General features: G+C 37.8%; 14 protein-coding genes. All 14 read left to right on the top strand.

Annotated elements, in window-relative coordinates:
- The first annotated feature begins 5 nt into the window (after positions 1-5).
- The 14 genes from WAX74_RS08170 (at position 6) to WAX74_RS08235 (ending at position 19,028) form a co-directional block, all read left to right on the top strand.
- Positions 6-1,697, top strand: coding sequence for a methyl-accepting chemotaxis protein (locus WAX74_RS08170; RefSeq protein ID WP_336497171.1), 1,692 nt, complete (start codon positions 6-8; stop codon positions 1,695-1,697).
- Between the two features lie 265 nt (positions 1,698-1,962).
- Positions 1,963-3,645 carry a methyl-accepting chemotaxis protein gene (locus WAX74_RS08175; protein WP_336497172.1) on the top strand — a complete coding sequence of 561 codons (1,683 nt, stop codon included), beginning with the start codon at positions 1,963-1,965 and terminating at the stop codon, positions 3,643-3,645.
- Between the two features lie 665 nt (positions 3,646-4,310).
- Entirely contained in the window at positions 4,311-4,742 is a 432-nt protein-coding gene (locus WAX74_RS08180; RefSeq protein ID WP_336497173.1) for a hypothetical protein, read from the top strand.
- 525 nt (positions 4,743-5,267) lie between these two features.
- Positions 5,268-6,935, top strand: coding sequence for a dihydroxy-acid dehydratase (gene ilvD / locus WAX74_RS08185; protein WP_336497174.1), 1,668 nt, complete (start codon positions 5,268-5,270; stop codon positions 6,933-6,935).
- A 473-nt stretch (positions 6,936-7,408) separates the two neighbouring features.
- Positions 7,409-9,112, top strand: coding sequence for an acetolactate synthase large subunit (gene ilvB / locus WAX74_RS08190; protein ID WP_336497292.1), 1,704 nt, complete (start codon positions 7,409-7,411; stop codon positions 9,110-9,112).
- Positions 9,109-9,621: an acetolactate synthase small subunit gene (gene ilvN, locus WAX74_RS08195; RefSeq protein ID WP_336497175.1), complete on the top strand. Its 513-nt coding sequence runs from the start codon at positions 9,109-9,111 to the stop codon at positions 9,619-9,621. Before ilvB ends, ilvN begins: the two co-directional genes overlap by 4 nt.
- An 88-nt stretch (positions 9,622-9,709) precedes the next feature.
- On the top strand, positions 9,710-10,744 hold the full coding sequence (gene ilvC / locus WAX74_RS08200) for a ketol-acid reductoisomerase (protein WP_336497176.1): 1,035 nt from the start codon (positions 9,710-9,712) through the stop codon (positions 10,742-10,744).
- Positions 10,731-12,275 carry a 2-isopropylmalate synthase gene (locus tag WAX74_RS08205; RefSeq protein ID WP_336497177.1) on the top strand — a complete coding sequence of 515 codons (1,545 nt, stop codon included), beginning with the start codon at positions 10,731-10,733 and terminating at the stop codon, positions 12,273-12,275. The genes ilvC and WAX74_RS08205 overlap by 14 nt, the downstream gene beginning before the upstream one ends.
- A 51-nt stretch (positions 12,276-12,326) precedes the next feature.
- Positions 12,327-13,427, top strand: coding sequence for a 3-isopropylmalate dehydrogenase (leuB, locus tag WAX74_RS08210; RefSeq protein WP_336497178.1), 1,101 nt, complete (start codon positions 12,327-12,329; stop codon positions 13,425-13,427).
- Between the two features lie 19 nt (positions 13,428-13,446).
- On the top strand, positions 13,447-14,856 hold the full coding sequence (leuC, locus tag WAX74_RS08215) for a 3-isopropylmalate dehydratase large subunit (RefSeq protein WP_336497179.1): 1,410 nt from the start codon (positions 13,447-13,449) through the stop codon (positions 14,854-14,856).
- Positions 14,857-14,868: 12 nt separating this feature from the next.
- The gene (leuD, locus tag WAX74_RS08220; RefSeq protein WP_336497180.1) at positions 14,869-15,444 is read left to right on the top strand and encodes a 3-isopropylmalate dehydratase small subunit; all 576 of its coding nucleotides are present in this window, start codon (positions 14,869-14,871) and stop codon (positions 15,442-15,444) included.
- A gap of 126 nt (positions 15,445-15,570) precedes the next feature.
- Complete coding sequence (locus WAX74_RS08225; protein WP_413788938.1) at positions 15,571-16,467, top strand: threonine/serine dehydratase; 897 nt, start codon at positions 15,571-15,573, stop codon at positions 16,465-16,467.
- 671 nt (positions 16,468-17,138) lie between these two features.
- A complete protein-coding gene (locus WAX74_RS08230; RefSeq protein WP_336497181.1) occupies positions 17,139-17,987 on the top strand; it encodes a VOC family protein in 849 nt (282 codons plus the stop codon).
- A gap of 183 nt (positions 17,988-18,170) precedes the next feature.
- Positions 18,171-19,028, top strand: a complete 858-nt coding sequence (locus tag WAX74_RS08235; RefSeq protein ID WP_336497182.1) for an ankyrin repeat domain-containing protein — start codon at positions 18,171-18,173, stop codon at positions 19,026-19,028.
- Positions 19,029-19,090: the final 62 nt, after the last annotated feature.

A 19,090-nucleotide genomic window follows, 5' to 3' on the forward strand; every position in this document is an offset into this window, starting at 1 on the left:
GCTTTATGATGAAAATGACAATAGCGAAGAAAATGTGGTTAGGGTTTTCTGTGGTTCTTATATTACTAGCAGGAATTTCTATTGTTCTAGGGCTTACCATAAAAGAAATGAATGCTAAGTATCAGTTTTTGTTGGATGATCGGGTAGAGAAAGTGGATTTAATAAAAGATATTGAGATTGCTCAAAAGGATATATCTCGTAGTGTGATGGATTATTTATTATTTAATACAGACGAATCGCTGAAGCATATTAGAGCAAATTCAGAATTACAGGTTGCCTTAACTAGTGACTTGGAAGGTCGACTGTTTTCTCCAGAAACATTAAAAATGATGGAGGATATCAAGAAAAAAGAGAAGACCTTCATAGAGAAAAATGAGGAATTGATTAATGCCAAGAAGAATAAAGATACTTCAGCAATCAATAAACTCACAGCAGATTCTAAGGTGATAAGTAATGATACGATTAAAATCTTAGGCGATCTAGAGCAATTTCTACAAGATGATATGGACAAAACAAGAGCCAATTTGAAACAGTTTGAATCTACTTCTAACTTAATAGTTTTGGTTGTGCCTCTTTTGAGTATTATTTTAGGACTTGCAATAGCATATTTCATTAGTAGAAGTATCTCTAAACCAGTTAAGAAAGTTACAGCAGGACTTGTTCAGATTGCAGATGGTAATTTACGAGTAGAGCCAATCAAGATTAAAAACAAGGACGAAGTAGGGGAAATGGCAGTAGCATTCAATACTATGTCGCAAGATTTACTTGAAATTGTGTCCAGTGTAAGAGATTCTTCGATGCAGCTTGCAGCAAACGCGGAAGAACTTACAGCGAGTGCGGAAGAAAGTTTAGCTTCTTCACAAATGGTGGCGAAATCTGCAGAGGAACAAATGGTCACTAGTGAGCATCAAGTACGTCATATGGATTCATCTGTTCATGCGATGACTGAATTATCTCAAGGTGTTGGTCAAATCTCTGCTAACAATGAAGAGATGTTGCGTGCTGCAGATGATGTACAGAAACTTGTTGAAAAAGGTTCTGGTGTAGTGGCTAATGTTGCGACTCAAATGAATACGATTCATTCAACTTTCAAAGATACTACAGTCATTATGAATACTATGGCGAAGCATTCGGATGAAATACAAAATGTAACTGCACTTATCACAGAGATATCTGAGCAAACGAATTTATTAGCATTAAATGCGGCTATTGAAGCTGCTCGTGCTGGTGAGTATGGTAAAGGGTTTGCTGTTGTAGCGGAAGAAGTTCGTAAACTGGCAGAGCAATCTAAGAATTCTGCTACCGAAATTGCTTCCATCGTTCAAGTCATTCAATCAGCTTCCAGTGACGCAGTAAAGGCAATCACTGAGGGTGGAGGCAAAGTGGAAGCGGGACTATCTAAAACAACTGAATCTATGGATGTATTTAATGAGATAGAAACGGCTGTTGGAGAAGTTGGCGTTAAAGTGCAATCAGTTTCAGCAGCGATTGAACAGATTCAGGAGATGGCGAAATCTGTATCGGAAGGTTCACTTGAAGTTCAACGTCTAGCGACACTTGCTGCAGACGGAGCAAATGATACAAGTGCTGCAACGGAAGAGCAGCTTGCTGCAAATGAAGAGATAACAGCGAATGCACAATCTTTAGCCGATCTTGCAGAAGACCTACAAAATAACGTCAGTCATTTTAAAATTTAAATAATAGGCTTTGTTATCGATACTGTTCATCCTGTAGTGGCTCATTCGCAGCGTGCGTCAAACGCACACCCTTGTGGATGGCATGCATTATACCGAAGAACTAAAGAAGCTAAATATTAAAGAGCTCTAAATTGTTTATGCAATTTAGGGCTTTTTTGTGATATTTAATAATAACTGTATGACAAAATACCTTTTAATATGTATAATAATAGAGTTACTAAAGAATCATTTGGAGAAGAGAGAATAGTAAAAAGGGAGTTAGGAAATGAAATTGACAATAGCGAAAAAATTATGGTTTGGCTTTTCAGCGGTATTACTCTTATTAGTTTTAACAAGTGTGAATTCGATTTTAGCAACAAATTCTATCACTAGTAAATATCAGTCTTTACTTGATATGAATGTTAAAAAAGTTGAACTAGTAGGGGAGATTGAAGTCATCCAAAAAGATATGGCAACTGCTATATTAGAGTTTGTTATGTTTGGAAAAGAAGATGCGCTTGGTAAATTTGATGAGGAAATTGAAAACGGGTCTGTTGCTGCAAAAGCGCTTATTGAGAGTGTGAAAGATGAGGAATCGTTAAAATTATTAGAAGATCTACGTACGCAAACAGTGGCGCTATTTGAATCAAACGATAAAATTATTTCATTGAAAAAGAGCAATCAACCATTTGAACAATATGCTAGCCAATCTACTGTATTAAACGATGAAGTGCTAGCAATTTTAGCTGAATTAAAGCAAATTCAAATTAAGGATATGGAACAAACGAGAGCTGATTTAGAAAAATCTCAAGCAAGTACGAATAGAAATATAATCCTTTTAACTATACTAAGCATAATTATTGGAATCATTCTTTCTTACTTTATTAGTAGAGGTATTTCAAAACCGATTCAAAAGGTTACTGCTGGTTTAGAGGAAATTGCAAATGGAAATTTATTAGTTGAGCCTATTAAAATTAAAAACAAGGATGAAGTTGGCGTAATGGCGACAACATTCAATAAAATGTCGAGCGATTTACAACATATTGTGTCAAGTGTGCGAGATTCGTCTATGCAGCTTGCTGCAAATGCAGAAGAGCTTTCTGCAAGCTCAGAGGAAAGTTTAGCTTCCTCTCAAATGGTTGCAAAATCTGCAGAAGAACAAATGGCATCTAGTGAGCAACAAGTGACGCATCTTGAAAATTCTGTAAACTCAATGGTGGAATTACAACAAGGTGTTGGACAAATTTCGCAAAGTAATGAAGAGATGCTTCAAGCAACGGATGGGGTTAAAAATCTAGTGACAAAAGGATCGTCGGTTGTATCAGATGTTGCGACCCAAATGGATACAATTCATACGACTTTTAATGAAACAACAGAAATCATGAAAAATATGGCGAAACATTCAGATGAAATTCAATCCATTACTGCGCTAATAACGGATATATCGGAGCAAACTAATCTTCTTGCTTTAAATGCTGCAATTGAAGCAGCTCGTGCAGGGGAATATGGTAAAGGCTTTGCAGTTGTAGCAGAAGAAGTACGTAAACTTGCTGAGCAATCTAAAAACTCAGCATCCGAAATTGAATCGATGGTTCAGTTAATTCAATCTGCTTCAGGTGATGCTCTTAAAGCCATTACTACGGGTGGAGATAAAGTGGAAGAAGGGCTTTCCAAAACTACTGAATCTCTCAACGTATTCAATGAAATTGAATCAGGAGTGGGAGAGGTTGTATTCAAAGTAGAATCCGTGTCTGCAGCAATCGAACAAATTCAAGCGATGGCTGAATCAGTTACGGAAAGCGCGCAGCAGGTACAAGCATTAGCAGCAAATGCAGCAGATGGTGCGAGTGATACGAGTGCGGCTACAGAACAGCAGTTAGCTTCCAACCAAGAAATCTCTTCGAGTGCACAATCATTAGCAAATCTCGCAGAAAAACTACAAAGTGAAGTAAGCCATTTTAAACTCTAAACTATTTAATAAGAAAAGACTCTAATTCTGTAAGTTGAATTGGAGTCTTTTTTGAAAGATTAGAAAGTATATGTAATAGAACTACCGAAAATATAGTGTTCATAAGGTTTTCCTGGCGTTAATCTAACAAGGAAAATTAAAAAATATACTAAAGTAAGGTATTATTACAATAGTGGATGTATTGTTATTAGCGGAATATCGAAAAAATAGTAAGTATTCTCCTAATAGAGTAGAAAGATAGCGACCGAAATTGCATCTTCGGTAGCTTATAATATGAATAGGGTAGCATCTATTCACTAATTATACAAAACAGTGGTACTAAGTTTCCAAGAGTTGCAGGAGTGCGACGGACAGACGAACGCCACAAGATTACCAAAAAAAGAGGGGAGGGTCGTGACGCTAGTCACGACCCTCCCCTCCAAAATTCACTCGGTAATATTGTAGCCAAGTCTTGTCCAAAGCCCACCGGAAACAATTGTAAATAGGGACGAGCTTAGCGCTTTTCTTAAAAGAAATAGAAAACATCGCGAGTATAAGCAAGTAGCTAGCGAGTAATAAAACTATGTTGCGAGTATTCTTCCTAGTTTTGCGAGATCTTAAAATTTCCTCAACTAGACACATTCATTTAAAACCTAATACTTTATAATGAAATTAGGTGATAATTTATGTATGCATTTATTGTTTTTATACACGTATTCAGTGCGATCCTTTCCATTGGTCCTTTCTTTGTATTATTTCCTTTATTGAATCGAATGAAAGGGAAAAGTGGGGATGTGATTGATTCATTATTAGGTGTATTTCAAGCATCTATTCGAATCGTGAAGCATGCGGGTCATGTGTTAGTTATTTCGGGGATTCTGCTGATGTGGCAAGGGAATTGGTCGTGGTCAACGTCATGGGTGGTCATGACGATTGTTGCTATGGTTAGTTCCATTGTGTTTCTGGCGAAGGCATTTAAGCCAAAGATTCGACAATTCCATGCAGGAGAGTTTGATTCCAATATCTTAATTAGAAAATTACGAACTTCTGTATGGCTATATATTTTATTATTACTGATTATGCTTTGGTTTATGGTTGTGAAACCAAATTTATGGTGATGGCTCTTTCTCGTTTTTGGGAAAGGGTCTTTTTGTTTTGCTATTCCTCCGAGTTATTTTACGATTTGAGACGTTTATCTTGCGATACCTCCGAGTTATTTTGCGATTTGAGACATTTATCTTGCGATCACTCAGAGTTATCTTGTGATTTGAGACATTTATTTTGCTATTCCTCCGAGTAATCCTAGCGATTCAAATCAAATAGTTTTTTTAAATTTTCCCCCTTACCCAGTTCTAAAATGATGTCTCTAAGCATAGAACTACCACACTCCCGTCATTTTAACAAAAAGTTCATAATTATTTTTTTGTGAATATAAAATGCGATATATCGCACTTGTAAGCGATTACAAACTCAATGAATATTCGAAAATAACTGATAATTTAAAAATAGGGTGTTGACGCGGCTTTTTAAAGGGGTTATGATATCTTCAATATATTAAATATTGTGAGAAAATTCACAATCAAAAATTAAGCAAAACTATTTAGTTAGTTGCAAAAAAGCAGTAGTATAGGAGAGCGATTTAATTGAGAAGTGACATGATTAAAAAAGGCGTTGATCGCGCCCCTCATCGTAGTTTGCTTTATGCAACTGGGGTTAAAACAAGAGATTTAGATAAACCGTTTATCGGTGTTTGTAACTCCTATATTGATATTATTCCTGGCCATATGCATTTAAATAAGTTTGCGGAAGTCGTCAAAGAAGCAATTCGTGAGGCTGGTGGTATTCCATTTGAATTTAACACGATTGGTGTAGATGATGGAATTGCAATGGGTCACATCGGGATGAGATATTCACTTCCTAGTCGTGAATTAATTGCAGACTCAGCTGAAACTGTTATAAACGCACATTGGTTTGACGGAGTCTTTTACATACCGAACTGTGACAAGATCACACCAGGGATGTTAATGGCAGCAGTAAGAACGAATGTCCCATCTGTATTTGTATCAGGTGGACCGATGGAAGCTGGAACATCAGCTGACGGGAAACAACTTTCCTTAACATCTGTTTTTGAAGGTGTTGGATCTTATAAATCAGGTTCGATGACAGCTGAGCAATTACTAGATATTGAACAAAACGCATGTCCTACATGTGGTTCATGTTCAGGAATGTTCACTGCTAACTCGATGAACTCTTTAATGGAAATGTTAGGTGTGACTCCTCCGGGTAACGGCACAATCGTTGCAACTTCCGAGGAACGTCACAGACTAATTAAAGAAGCAGCACATCATTTGGTACGAATGGTTAAAGAAGATGTGAAGCCAAGAGATTTGATTACAAAAGAAACAATCGATGATGCGTTTGCACTAGATATGGCAATGGGTGGTTCAACAAATACAGTTCTCCACACACTGGCAATCGCGCATGAAGCAGAGATCGAATATGACGTGAGAGAAATAAATGAAGTAGCAAAACGAATTCCATATTTATCAAAAATTATGCCTGCTTCTGATTACTCTATGCACGATGTACATCTTGCAGGAGGGGTTAGTGCAATTATAAAAGAACTCTGCGAGATTCCCGGAGCTGTTCATCCAGATCGAATGACGGTTACTGGTAAAACACTTTATGAAAATGTAAAGGAATCAGAAATTAAGAATGATCAAGTCATACGCCGAAAAGAAAATCCATATAGTCCTGTAGGTGGTTTGTCCGTACTATTTGGTAATATTGCTCCAGAAGGTGGAGTTATTAAAGTAGGTGCAGTAGATCCTTCTATTAAAGAATTTACTGGTAAAGCGATTGTGTTTGATTCACAAGAAGCAGCACAAGAAGCAATTGACAACGGTATCGTACAAGAAGGCCATGTAGTAGTTATCCGCTACGAAGGTCCGAAAGGCGGACCAGGGATGCCAGAAATGCTTGCTCCAACCTCAGCAATTCAAGGTCGAGGGCTAGGAACAAAAGTGGCACTCATTACAGACGGACGTTTCTCCGGAGCATCTAGAGGTATATCCATTGGACATATTTCCCCAGAAGCTGCAGATGGCGGACCGATCGCATTAGTAGAAAATGATGATATTATCGCTATTGATTTAACAAATAGAACAATAGAGTTGAAGGTTAATGAAGAAGAATTAGCTACAAGAAAAGCAAACTTACAACCATTTGAACCGAAAATTAAAAAAGGTTATTTAGCAAGATATTCAAAACTTGTAACATCTGCAAGTACAGGTGGAGTTATGAAAATTTAATAACCAAATAAACTTAAATCATTGATGAGGCAAAAGTTAAAGGAATCTTGTATTCACAGAGAGCTGGTGTAGCTGGGAACCGGCAATACAACCTTTAGCGACATCCCCTCGGAGTGAAGTGTTGAACGGGAAACCAATTAGATACTTCCGGGTGTAGTACAAAGCTACTCTCGTTAAAAATGGATGGTCGGCAATTTGTCGGTTGTCTGCGAGGTAGCGGTTGCGCTGCGAACTAGGGTGGTACCATGAAAAGAATTTCATCCCTATACAAAAGAACTATAGTTTTTTTGTGTGGGAGAAATTCTTTTCTTTTTTTATACAAAAAGGTGTTGTCTAGACTTTAGCACCTTGCCCCTCGGGGTCAGAACAGGTGCTTACGCTTTTCGATTTGAACTGGACGATTTGAACAAAAGGAGGAAATTATGATGAAGTTGAGTGTAGAAGAAGCAGAACAAACCTATGAAGAAGCTGAAATGCCTGCTGCTCCGAAGCAATTGGATGGAGCAGATGTATTAATCGAAACGTTAAAAAAACATCAGGTTGAAGTAGTATTTGGTTATCCAGGTGGTGCAGTTTTACCGATTTATGATGCATTATACAAAAATCCAATCAAACATATCCTAGCTCGTCACGAGCAAGGTGCGATCCATGCAGCGGAAGGTTATGCAAGAGTATCAGGGAAGGTTGGAGTAGTTATTGCTACTTCGGGACCAGGGGCGACGAACTTAGTGACTGGAATTGCTGATGCTATGATGGACTCAATTCCACTAGTTGTTTTTACAGGTCAAGTTGCTACTACAGTCATTGGAACAGATGCTTTTCAAGAAGCGGACATCATCGGGATTACACAACCAATTACAAAACATAATTACCAAGTAAAAGATGTAGCAGATTTCCCAAGAATTATTAACGAAGCTTTTCATATTGCTTCCACAGGTCGTCCAGGACCAGTCGTCGTAGATATTCCAAAGAATATGGCAACAGGCTTGTTTGTTTCAACTGATTCTACAAGTCATGAAGTGAATCTTCCGGGATATCAACCAACGACAACACCGAACTTTTTACAAATTCAAAAAGCAGCGCAAGCTATTTCAACAGCAAAACAGCCATTAATTTTAGCAGGTGCAGGCGTACTATTCGCAAAAGCTTCTGATCAGCTAGCAGCATTTGCTGAGAAATATCAAATTCCTGTAACAAACACACTTCTAGGACTAGGAAGCATCAAAGGTGATCATGAACTATTTCTAGGAATGGCAGGAATGCACGGTACGTATACAGCAAATATGGCGATTCAAACATGTGACTTGCTAATTAATGTAGGAGCTAGATTTGATGACCGTTTAACAGGAAATTTAAACTATTTTGCACCGAATGCAAAAGTAGTTCATATCGATATAGATCCAGCGGAAATTGGGAAAAACGTTCCTACAGAAATCCCAATTGTAGCGGATGCAAAAGAAGCTTTAGAAGCATTGCTAGCACAAGATGGACCAAATGGAAACACTGCATCTTGGTTAGAAAGCTTAAATGTTTCATCAGTAGAATATCCATTTCATTATCAAGCGAGTGAAGAAAGAGGACTTCTACCGCAGCAAGTATTAGAGCTTGTACATGAGTATACAAATGGAGATGCAGTAGTTACTACTGACGTAGGGCAGCATCAAATGTGGACTGCACAATATTATAAATTCAATCATCCACATAACTGGGTAACATCAGGTGGACTTGGAACGATGGGATTCGGTTTTCCGGCAGCGATTGGTGCTCAGCTTGCGAAACCAGATGCAAAAGTAATTTCGGTCGTAGGAGACGCTGGTTTCCAAATGACACTGCAAGAATTATCTCTATTACAAGAGTTGAGAATTCCAGTAAAAATAATTATTTTGAACAATCAAGCACTTGGGATGGTTCGCCAATGGCAAGAGACTTTCCATGGAGAACGTTTCTCTCAATCACTCATTCCAGTTCAACCAGATTTCGTTAAATTGGCAGAGGCTTATGATATTAAAGGCTACAAAATCGAAACGTATGAAGATGCAAAGGTTCAATTAGAAGAAGCACTTGCATCAGATGAGCCAGTATTGATTGACTGTAGAGTTGTACAAAAAGAAAGTGTATACCCAATGGTTGCTCCAGGAAAAGGACTACATGAAATGATTGGAGTGAAGCCAGAATGAAGCGAATTATTACGGTAACCGTGATCAATCAAAGTGGGGTTTTAAACCGGGTAACTGGCCTACTCATGAAGCGTCAATTCAATATTGAGAACATTACAGTGGGGCATACGGAACAACCACAAATCTCTAAAATGACATTTGTCGTAAACGTAGAAGATCAACAAAAACTAGAACAGCTTTTAAAACAGCTACAAAAACAAGTAGATGTGTTGAAAGTAAATGATATAACAGAAAAATCAATTGTAGTAAGAGAGTTGGCGCTTGTGAAAGTCGTGTCGCCACCAGCTGTAAGAGCGGAAATCAACAGTATAGTTGAGCCGTTCCGAGCTGCAACAATTGATACAGGGAAAAACGTCGTTACTTTTCAAGTAACAGGTAACCCAGAGAAAATCGATGCTTTCATTGATTTACTCAAGCCATATGGCATTAAAGAGCTGACAAGAACAGGCGTCACCGCATTTGTTCGCGAAAATCAAAAAGTAAATACACCACAATTATCTATACTGTAAAAATGCAATACTGCTTGTCTGACACTTAGTTATAAAGTTTATATACTTTTAAATAATATAAAAACCCAAATTCGAGGAGGAAATTACAATGGCTAAAATGTATTACAACGGAGATATCAACGAAGGACTTTTAAAGGAAAAAACAATCGCAATCATCGGTTACGGATCACAAGGTCATGCTCATGCACAAAACTTAAAGGATTCAGGCTTTAACGTAGTAGTTGGTATTCGTGCAGGGAAATCATTCGATCAAGCAAAAGAAGATGGATTAGAAGTTTATTCTGTAAAAGAAGCAGCTGAAAAAGCAGACGTTATCATGATTTTATTACCAGACGAAAGACAAAAAGCTGTTTATGAAGCAGAAATTCAACCTGCATTAACTGCTGGAAAATCATTAGTATTCGCTCACGGATTCAACGTACATTTTGATCAAATCGTACCTCCAGCTGATGTGGATGTATTCCTTGTTGCACCTAAAGGTCCAGGACACTTAGTACGTAGAACGTTTGAAGCAGGAGCAGGGGTACCTGGTTTATTCGCAGTATATCAAGATGCAACTGGTCAAGCAAAAGATCTAGCTTTAGCATATGCAAAAGGAATTGGAGCTGCTCGTGCAGGAGTTCTGGAAACAACTTTCAAAGAAGAAACAGAAACAGATCTATTCGGAGAACAAGCGGTACTTTGTGGTAGTACAACTGCAATCGTAAAAGCTGGTTTTGAAACTTTAGTAGAAGCAGGATACCAACCAGAGCTTGCTTACTTTGAAACATTACACGAATTAAAACTAATCGTTGATTTGATGTACGAAGGTGGAATGGCTACAATGCGTTCTTCTATCTCGGATACAGCTGAGTGGGGAGACTTCGTTTCAGGACCACGTATCATTGATTCTTCTGTAAAAGATCGTATGAAAGACGTATTAACGGACATTCAAGATGGAACATTTGCAAAAGAATGGATTAAAGAAAACGAAACAGATCGTCCAAAATATAATGCAATCAAAAAAGCAGAATCTGAACATCAAATCGAAGTTGTTGGTGCAAAACTTCGTGAAATGATGCCATTCATCAATGAAGGAAAAAAACAAGTCAAGAAAGAAGTGGTAACAAGTGGTCAAAATTGATATTTTCGACACAACGCTACGTGACGGGGAACAATCTGCAGGTATTAACCTTAATACGAAAGAGAAGTTAGAAATAGCTCGTCAGCTTGAAAAATTTGGAGTTTCCATCATAGAGGCAGGATTCCCTGCTTCTTCACCTGGAGACTTTGAGGCTGTTAAGCTAATTGCGGACACGGTGAAAAACTCAACTGTAACAGGACTTGCTCGTTCCATTCAAAGTGATATTGAAACTTCTTGGGAGGCTTTAAAAGGTGGAGTGCAGCCGCATCTTCATACCTTTATCGCAACTTCCCCAATCCATATGCAATATAAGCTGAATAAAACACCTGAGCAAGTAATAGAAATTGCTGTTGAATCAGTAAAGCTTGCTAGAAAATACTTTCCACTTGTTCAGTGGTCAGCAGAAGATGCGACACGTTCGGACCGAGATTTCCTAGTACGTATTATGAACGAAGTAATTAAAGCTGGAGCGACAACGATAAATATTCCAGATACAGTTGGATATGCTTCTCCAATTGAATATGGAGCTTTATTCAAATACTTGACTGAAAACGTAACAGGTATTGAAAAAGTGAAGCTTTCTGCTCACTGTCATGATGATCTAGGTTTAGCAGTTGCCAATACACTTGCAGCTATCGAAAATGGTGCAACGCAAGTAGAAGGTACTATTAACGGAATCGGGGAACGTGCAGGCAATGCAGCGCTTGAAGAAGTTGCAGTTGCTCTACATATTCGAAACGATTACTACAAAGCAGATTCTGGCATTGTTTTAAAAGAAACGAAACGCACAAGCCAGCTTGTTAGCAAGCTAACTGGGGTAGTCATTCAACCGAACAAAGCAGTTGTCGGGAAGAATGCATTTGCACATGAGTCTGGAATTCATCAAGATGGCATGCTGAAAAACCCTGAAACATACGAAATTATTACACCTGAACTAATCGGTGATGTAGCAACAGAACTAGTACTTGGTAAACATTCTGGACGTCATGCTTTCTTTGATCGTGCAATACAGATGGGCTTCCAATTAAGTGATGAAAAGCTAAATGCTGCATTTGTTGCATTCAAAAAATTAGCAGATAGCAAGAAAGAGATTACCGAGGATGATTTATTTGTTTTATTGACAGATCAACAAGTACAGACCTCTGAAGTGGAAGTATATGATTTAGAAAGCGTTCAGGTGCAATATGGAACTTCAAATATTCCAACTGCTACTGTTCAAGCAAAAACACCAACTGGTGGAGTGGAAGTAGTATCGTCAACTGGAGCAGGTTCTGTTGAAGCGATTTTTAACACGCTTGAAAAGCTAGTAAACGGAGAAGTTCATATTATTGATTACCGTGTATCTTCTGTATCTAAGGGAAGAGACGCACTTGGAGAAGCTGTAATTAACTTGAGCTTTAATGGCGTTATTTCCTCCGGACGTAATGCTTCACAAGACGTATTAGAGGCATCAGCAAAGGCCTATTTGAATGCTATCAACCGTCAACTAGTCAAAGAGCATTATCAAAATAGAGTACCAGTAAGTCAATAAATTATAAGAACAGTCACCTAAAGTCTAGACAAACAAATGGGAGTGAATGGGATGGAAAAAACGATAACGGTATTACCGGGAGATGGAATTGGTCCAGAAGTAACGCAAGCGGCTGTAAAGGTGCTTCAAGCAATTGCGCACCGCTTCAATCATACGTTTAATCTGCAATATGCGCTGATTGGTGGAGCAGCAATTGATGCGAAGGAAAACCCTCTTCCACAAGAGACAATTGATGCATGTAGTCAAAGTGATGCCATCCTTTTAGGCGCAGTAGGTGGGCCAAAATGGGATCAAAATCCATCTCATTTACGCCCTGAAAAAGGATTATTAGCAATTCGTAAACATTTTGGTTTGTACGCAAATATTCGCCCTGTTAAAGCTATTCCAGCATTACTTGATGCTTCTCCGCTTAAGAAAGAAGTCGCAAAAGATGTGGACTTAGTAATTGTTCGTGAATTAACAGGTGGTCTTTATTTCGCTGAACCCCGTAAGAAAACAAATGATTATGCTTTAGATACTCTTGTTTATACAAGAAAAGAAATTGAACGAATCGTTGATACTGCTTTCCAAATTGCGAGAAGTCGTAGAGGTAAACTAGCATCAGTTGATAAAGCAAATGTCCTTGATTCTAGTAAATTATGGCGTGAAATCGTAGAAGAGAAAAAACAAGGATATCCAGATGTAGAAGTAGAGCATATGCTTGTTGATTCTACTGCGATGAAATTAATTACAAAGCCAGGAGCTTTCGATGTAATCGTTACTGAAAATATGTTTGGTGATATTTTAAGTGATGAGGCATCTGTAATTACTGGTTCATTAGGTATGTTGCCTTCAGCAAGTACACGTGAAGATGGATTTGGTTTATATGAACCGGTACACGGTTCTGCACCTGATATTGCAGGACAAAACAAAGCGAATCCAGCAGCAACAATTCTTTCAGTAGCAATGATGCTTCGTGAAGCTTTCCAAATGGAAACTGAAGCGGCAGCTGTAGAAGAAGCAGTGTTTAATGTTTTAAATGATGGAAATCTTACAGGTGATTTACAAGTAGAAGGAAAACGAGCACTTTCTACAACAGAATGGACAGCAAAAGTATTAGAAGAGTTAGACTCAGAATTTGTATCTGATAGCATAATGTTTTCTTATGTCTAACCAAAAGGAGAGGGACTAAATGGCAAAAACGATTATTGAGAAAATTTGGGATGAACATATTGTATATGAGGAAGAAGGTAAACCAGACCTTCTCTATATCGATTTACACTTGCTCCATGAAGTGACATCTCCCCAAGCTTTTGAAGGGTTACGACTAAATAATCGTAAGGTTCGTCGTCCGGATCTTTGCTTCGCGACGATGGATCATAATGTTCCGACACGAAATAGAGAGCAGATTAAAGATGTAATTGCCCGTAAACAAATTAGCACGCTTCAACAAAACTGTGAAGAGTTCGGTGTCCCTCTTGCAAATATGGATCACCCTGATCAAGGGATTGTCCATATAATTGGCCCAGAGCTTGGTCTAACACAACCAGGTAAAACAATTGTATGTGGAGATAGCCATACGTCTACTCATGGTGCCTTTGGTGCAATCGCATTTGGTATAGGTACAAGTGAAGTAGAACATGTTCTTTCTACACAAACTCTATGGCAAGCAAAACCGAAAACGATGGAAATCAAAGTAACTGGTGAGCTTGGTTATGGAGTAGCTGCTAAAGATATTATCTTAGCGATCATTTCAAAATTCGGTATCGATATGGGTACTGGCTATATCGTGGAATATACTGGTGAGGCAATTCGTAAGTTATCTATGGAAGAACGCATGACCATTTGTAATATGTCAATCGAAGCGGGAGCTCGCGCTGGTTTGATTAGCCCGGATGAAACAACTGTTGAGTTTCTAAGAGGCCGTGAGCATGTTCCATCTGGAGAAGCCTTTGAGAAAGAATCAGCTCGTTGGCTGGCTTTAGCTACAGACGAAGGAGCAACTTACGATAAAACAGTGGAAATTTCTGTTGATGAAATTGAACCTTTTGTAACTTGGGGAACTAATCCTTCGATGGGTTCAGGTGTTTCTAAGAATATTCCATTTAAAAATGATTTTGCTGAAGCAAGCGACCAGCAAGCACATGAAAAAGCACTTGCTTACATGGGTCTAAAAGAAGGCATGCCTTTAGAAGAGATTCAAATCAGTAATGTATTTATCGGATCTTGTACAAATGCTCGCCTAAGCGATTTACGTGTAGCAGCAGGTGTGATCGAAGGAAGAAAAGTTCATCCAAATGTGAAAGCAATAGTTGTACCTGGATCGCAAACAGTGAAAAAACAAGCAGAACAAGAAGGCATCGACAAAGTATTCCTTGATGCAGGATTTGAATGGCGCGAATCTGGTTGCAGTATGTGTCTAGCAATGAATGACGATGTTGTACCAGCTGGCGAACATTGTGCATCTACATCCAACCGAAACTTTGAAGGTCGACAAGGTGCAGGATCTAGAACGCATCTGATGAGTCCAGCAATGGCAGCAGCTGCAGCTATCGAAGGTCATATTGTAGATATTCGCAAATTTCAACTAGTAAATGCGTAAGGAGGAAAACCCGTGGAGCCTATAAATGAAATCAACAGCGTAATAACACCTTTAAATCAAAAAAATGTAGATACAGATCAAATTATTTCAAAAGAATTTCTAAAGAGAATCGAACGTACAGGATTCGGTAAATACTTATTTTATCACTGGCGTTTTGATGCGCAAGGAAACCCTATTGAGAGCTTCGTTTTAAATGACGAACGTTATAAAGATTCTACTGTGTTAGTAGCACATGAGAACTTTGGTTGTGGATCTTCTCGTGAACATGCACCATGGTCGATTTTAGACTATGGCTTCCGAGTAGTGATTGCTCCAAGTTTTGCAGATATTTTCTATAATAACTGCATGAAAAATGGAATTCTTCCTATAAAATTGTCAGTAGACGAAGTTGAAACACTTTTAAGTAAAGATGAGTATAATGTGAAAGTGAATTTAGAGAACCAAACAGTTACTGGTGGAGATGGGGCAGTATTCTCATTCGACATCGATCCGTATCAAAAGAAAATGCTTTTAAATGGTTGGGATGAAATATCATTGACGTTCCTATACGAAGATCATATTAAAGCGTATGAACTAAAAAAAGCATAATTATATTAAAATAGAGAATTAGGAGATGGTTTTGTTGGGAATTCATACGACACTGTAGGTTTATACCGAGCAACTGAAAAAGTAGCAGAGTTCGTTCATCGGACACCGTGTAAAAAGTCGACTACATTGAATGAAATCAGTGGAAAAAAAGTATTTCTGAAAATGGAAAACTTACAAAAAACGGGTTCATTTAAATTAAGAGGAGCAATGAATAAAGTCTCGCAGCTAACTGAAGCAGAATGTGCAAAAGGCTTAATTGCTGCTTCAGCAGGCAATCACGCGCAAGGTGTCGCTTATGCTGGAAAAGCTCGCAATGTACCAGTGACGATTTTCATGCCACTTGGCACTCCAGTATCAAAAGTGAATGCAACAAAAGGCTATGGTGCAACGGTCAAACTAGTTGGTCAAAACTTTGATGAAGCTTATATGGCAGCAAGAGAGGAACAACTTCGCACAGGTGCCACATTTATTCACCCATTTGACGATTTAGCAGTAATCGAAGGCCAAGCAACAGTTGCGATGGAAATGCTTCAACAACGTCCGGAAATTGACACGATTGTCGTGCCAGCTGGAGGTGGAGGGTTACTCGCAGGTACTTTACTTGCCGTAAAATCAACTCGTCCAGATATCCGAGTTATTGGTGTCCAATCCATTAATTCAGCTGCGATTGCAATTGCTTACAAAGGAAAAAACGCCGCTTTACTTCCTTATCAAGGCAAAACAATAGCAGAGGGAATTAACGTGAAAGTCCCTGGTAAGCTAACGATGAACATTATTAATGCCCTTGTGGACGACGTCATCACAGTGACCGAGCAGGAGATTGCATCTGCCATTCTCTTTATGCTAGAACGCGAAAAAACGCTCATTGAAGGTGCAGGAGCCGCAGCAGTAGCGGCAGTGTTGAGTCACCACATCCCATACTCCTCCGGGAACGTTGGAGTTATCGTGAGTGGAGGAAATTTTGACATCAGCAAACTAGCCGAATGTCAGCAAATGTCCATTCAAGTTGCATTAGCAAAATAATTTGGTAACCGCTAGTCTGAAGAGGCTAGTGGTTTTTTTAGTTAGAGAGGATCAAAAAATTGCGAGATGTAGTGAGTAGAGACTTCGAAGTTGTGAATAATAAGGAGGATGTAGGGAGTACGTAAAATATCGCTCTTAAGAGTTCGAATAGAGTCAGTAACAGGATTCTATGCAGTCATTAATTTGCGATATGGACGATTGAACTTGCGTTATCGAGCTTTAATTTGCGTTACGGGCGATTGAACTTGCGATATCCGATCTAATTTGCACTATGCCCGATTGATTTTGCGATATCCAGCCTTAATTTGCATTACTGACGATTGAACTTGCGATACCCGATTTAATTTGCGTTATACCCAATTGATTTTGCGATATCCAGATTTAATTTGCGATATGATCGATTCAAGTTGCATTACCCAGATTTAATTTGCGCTACCCGATATAATTTGCACTATGCCCGATTGAACTTGCGATACCCGATTTAATTTGCGCTATAGACGATTGAACTTGCGTTATCCGAAATTAATTTGCGTTATGACCATTTGAACTTGCGATACCCAAAATTACCTTCCGAGATCACCCATAATATCTCAAATTAGTTACTTGACTTTATTAAGTAACTAAAATATAATAACTTACTATAAGTAACTAATATATTGGAGGCATTCAAAATGAAATATCAAAATAAACCATATACATTCGTTGAATTAGTTGAATTAAAAGTATCCGATTTAGAGAAATCGCTTGTTTATTACCAAGAGATAATTGGCTTTAAAGTATTAGAGAAACAAGAAAATAAAGTGCTCCTAACAGCGGACGGTAAAACGGCTCTATTATCACTTGAGCAACGAGCAAACAGTTTACCAAAAACGCAAAAAACAACTGGATTGTACCATTTTGCACTTCTATTGCCTAGCCGAGCAGACTTGGGAGCAGTATTAAAGCACTTCATCGAAATTAACGAACGAGTTGGAGCTGGAGATCATTTAGTGAGTGAAGCATTATATTTAACTGATCCAGATGGTAATGGAATCGAGATTTATCACGACCGTCCAGATACTGAGTGGACATGGAACGGTGAATTTGTTGCAATGGATACACTTCAAATTGATGCACAAGGGATTTTAGCATCTGGTGCAAGTACTAAATGGGTTGGTTTACCTGAAGGAACAGTAATGGGACATATTCATTTACACGTAAGAGAATTGGCTGAAACGGAGAAATTTTATAATTTATTAGGATTCGAAGTTGTTACTCCTAATTATCCAGGGGCATTATTCATGTCAACGGGTAAATATCATCACCATATCGGATTAAACACATGGGCAGGAGTCGGAGCTCCACCAGCAGGTGAAAACGTAGTTGGACTCGAAGCTTTTACGCTAGTTTATCCAAGCGATGAAGAACTAAAAGCAGCAGTAGAGAATTTAAAAACAAACGATATGAACGTTGTAGAAGAAAATGGATCATTCGTTACAAAAGATCCGTCTCAAAATAAAATCAAATTAATTGTAAAATAATTCAAAAAGAGCAACTTCATAATATGAGGTTGCTCTTTTTATAATATTAAACTGATAAAGGCAGGTACATATCCAAATATTTTGAGACCCGATAATTAACCTCATCAAATTTGTTATCCTAAAATAACCTAGTTGACCTCCGATAAAACAATTAGATATAACAACAATGAGAGGGGCAACAAGGTGGAAATCTTACTTATCATACTAATATTATTAATAGTTTTAGGCCCAAGTAAACTTGGAGAAGCAATAGATGGATGTTTAGTTACAATCTTTGGTTTGTTATTTTTAGTTTTAGCAATAATAATATTCGGGAAAATATTAGGAGGAATCACAGGAGACTTCAAGAAATTTTTCTATCATAGCATTACATTTGTTGAAACATATTGGTGGTTAATTTTAGTTATTCTAATTTATTTCTTATTACTTTTAAGATTAAAATCAAAAAATAAGAAATTAAGTGTTAGTTTTTGGAATTCCGTTTCAACTAATGAGACTACTTTGGCTCTTAAATTACTTAAAAGAAAGCCAAATATCAACTACAAAGGTTATACGAGAACCACACCATTAATGCTGGCTTCAAAAAGAGGAAATATTGAATTAGTAGAAGCTTTAATTAAATCTAAAGCAAAATTGAATCTAAAAAATAAATTTGGTGATACAGCATTTGTTGTTGCAAGATTTACATGTAAAGATGATATTGCGGACATGTTAATTAAAGCGGGTGCCAAAAGTACAAAGCCAAGCAAAATGATTTTGGTTGATTGTATCTTGAATAATAACATTGAAGGATTTAGGAGATGTATTTCTTCAGGAATTAGTCCTCAGATAATAGCTCCTTCTGGGAAATCTGCTTTAGAATTGGCGATAGAAAAGAATAGCACAGTTATAACTGCATATTTAATTAAATACGGTGCATTGTTAAATTCTATACAAGTAGGAAGTAATACTAATTTTGAGATACGGCAGATGTTAAGTACAGGAAAATATTTGGATCATATATTAAAATATGAAAATGAATTAATTAGAAAAAAATTGTAAGTACATTATTATTTGATCTTACACAATTATAGCTTTTTTGTAATGAGTCAATTTGATATTAG

Origin of the sequence: Psychrobacillus mangrovi (assembly GCF_037104765.1) — a bacterium.
Classification (GTDB): domain Bacteria; phylum Bacillota; class Bacilli; order Bacillales_A; family Planococcaceae; genus Psychrobacillus; species Psychrobacillus mangrovi.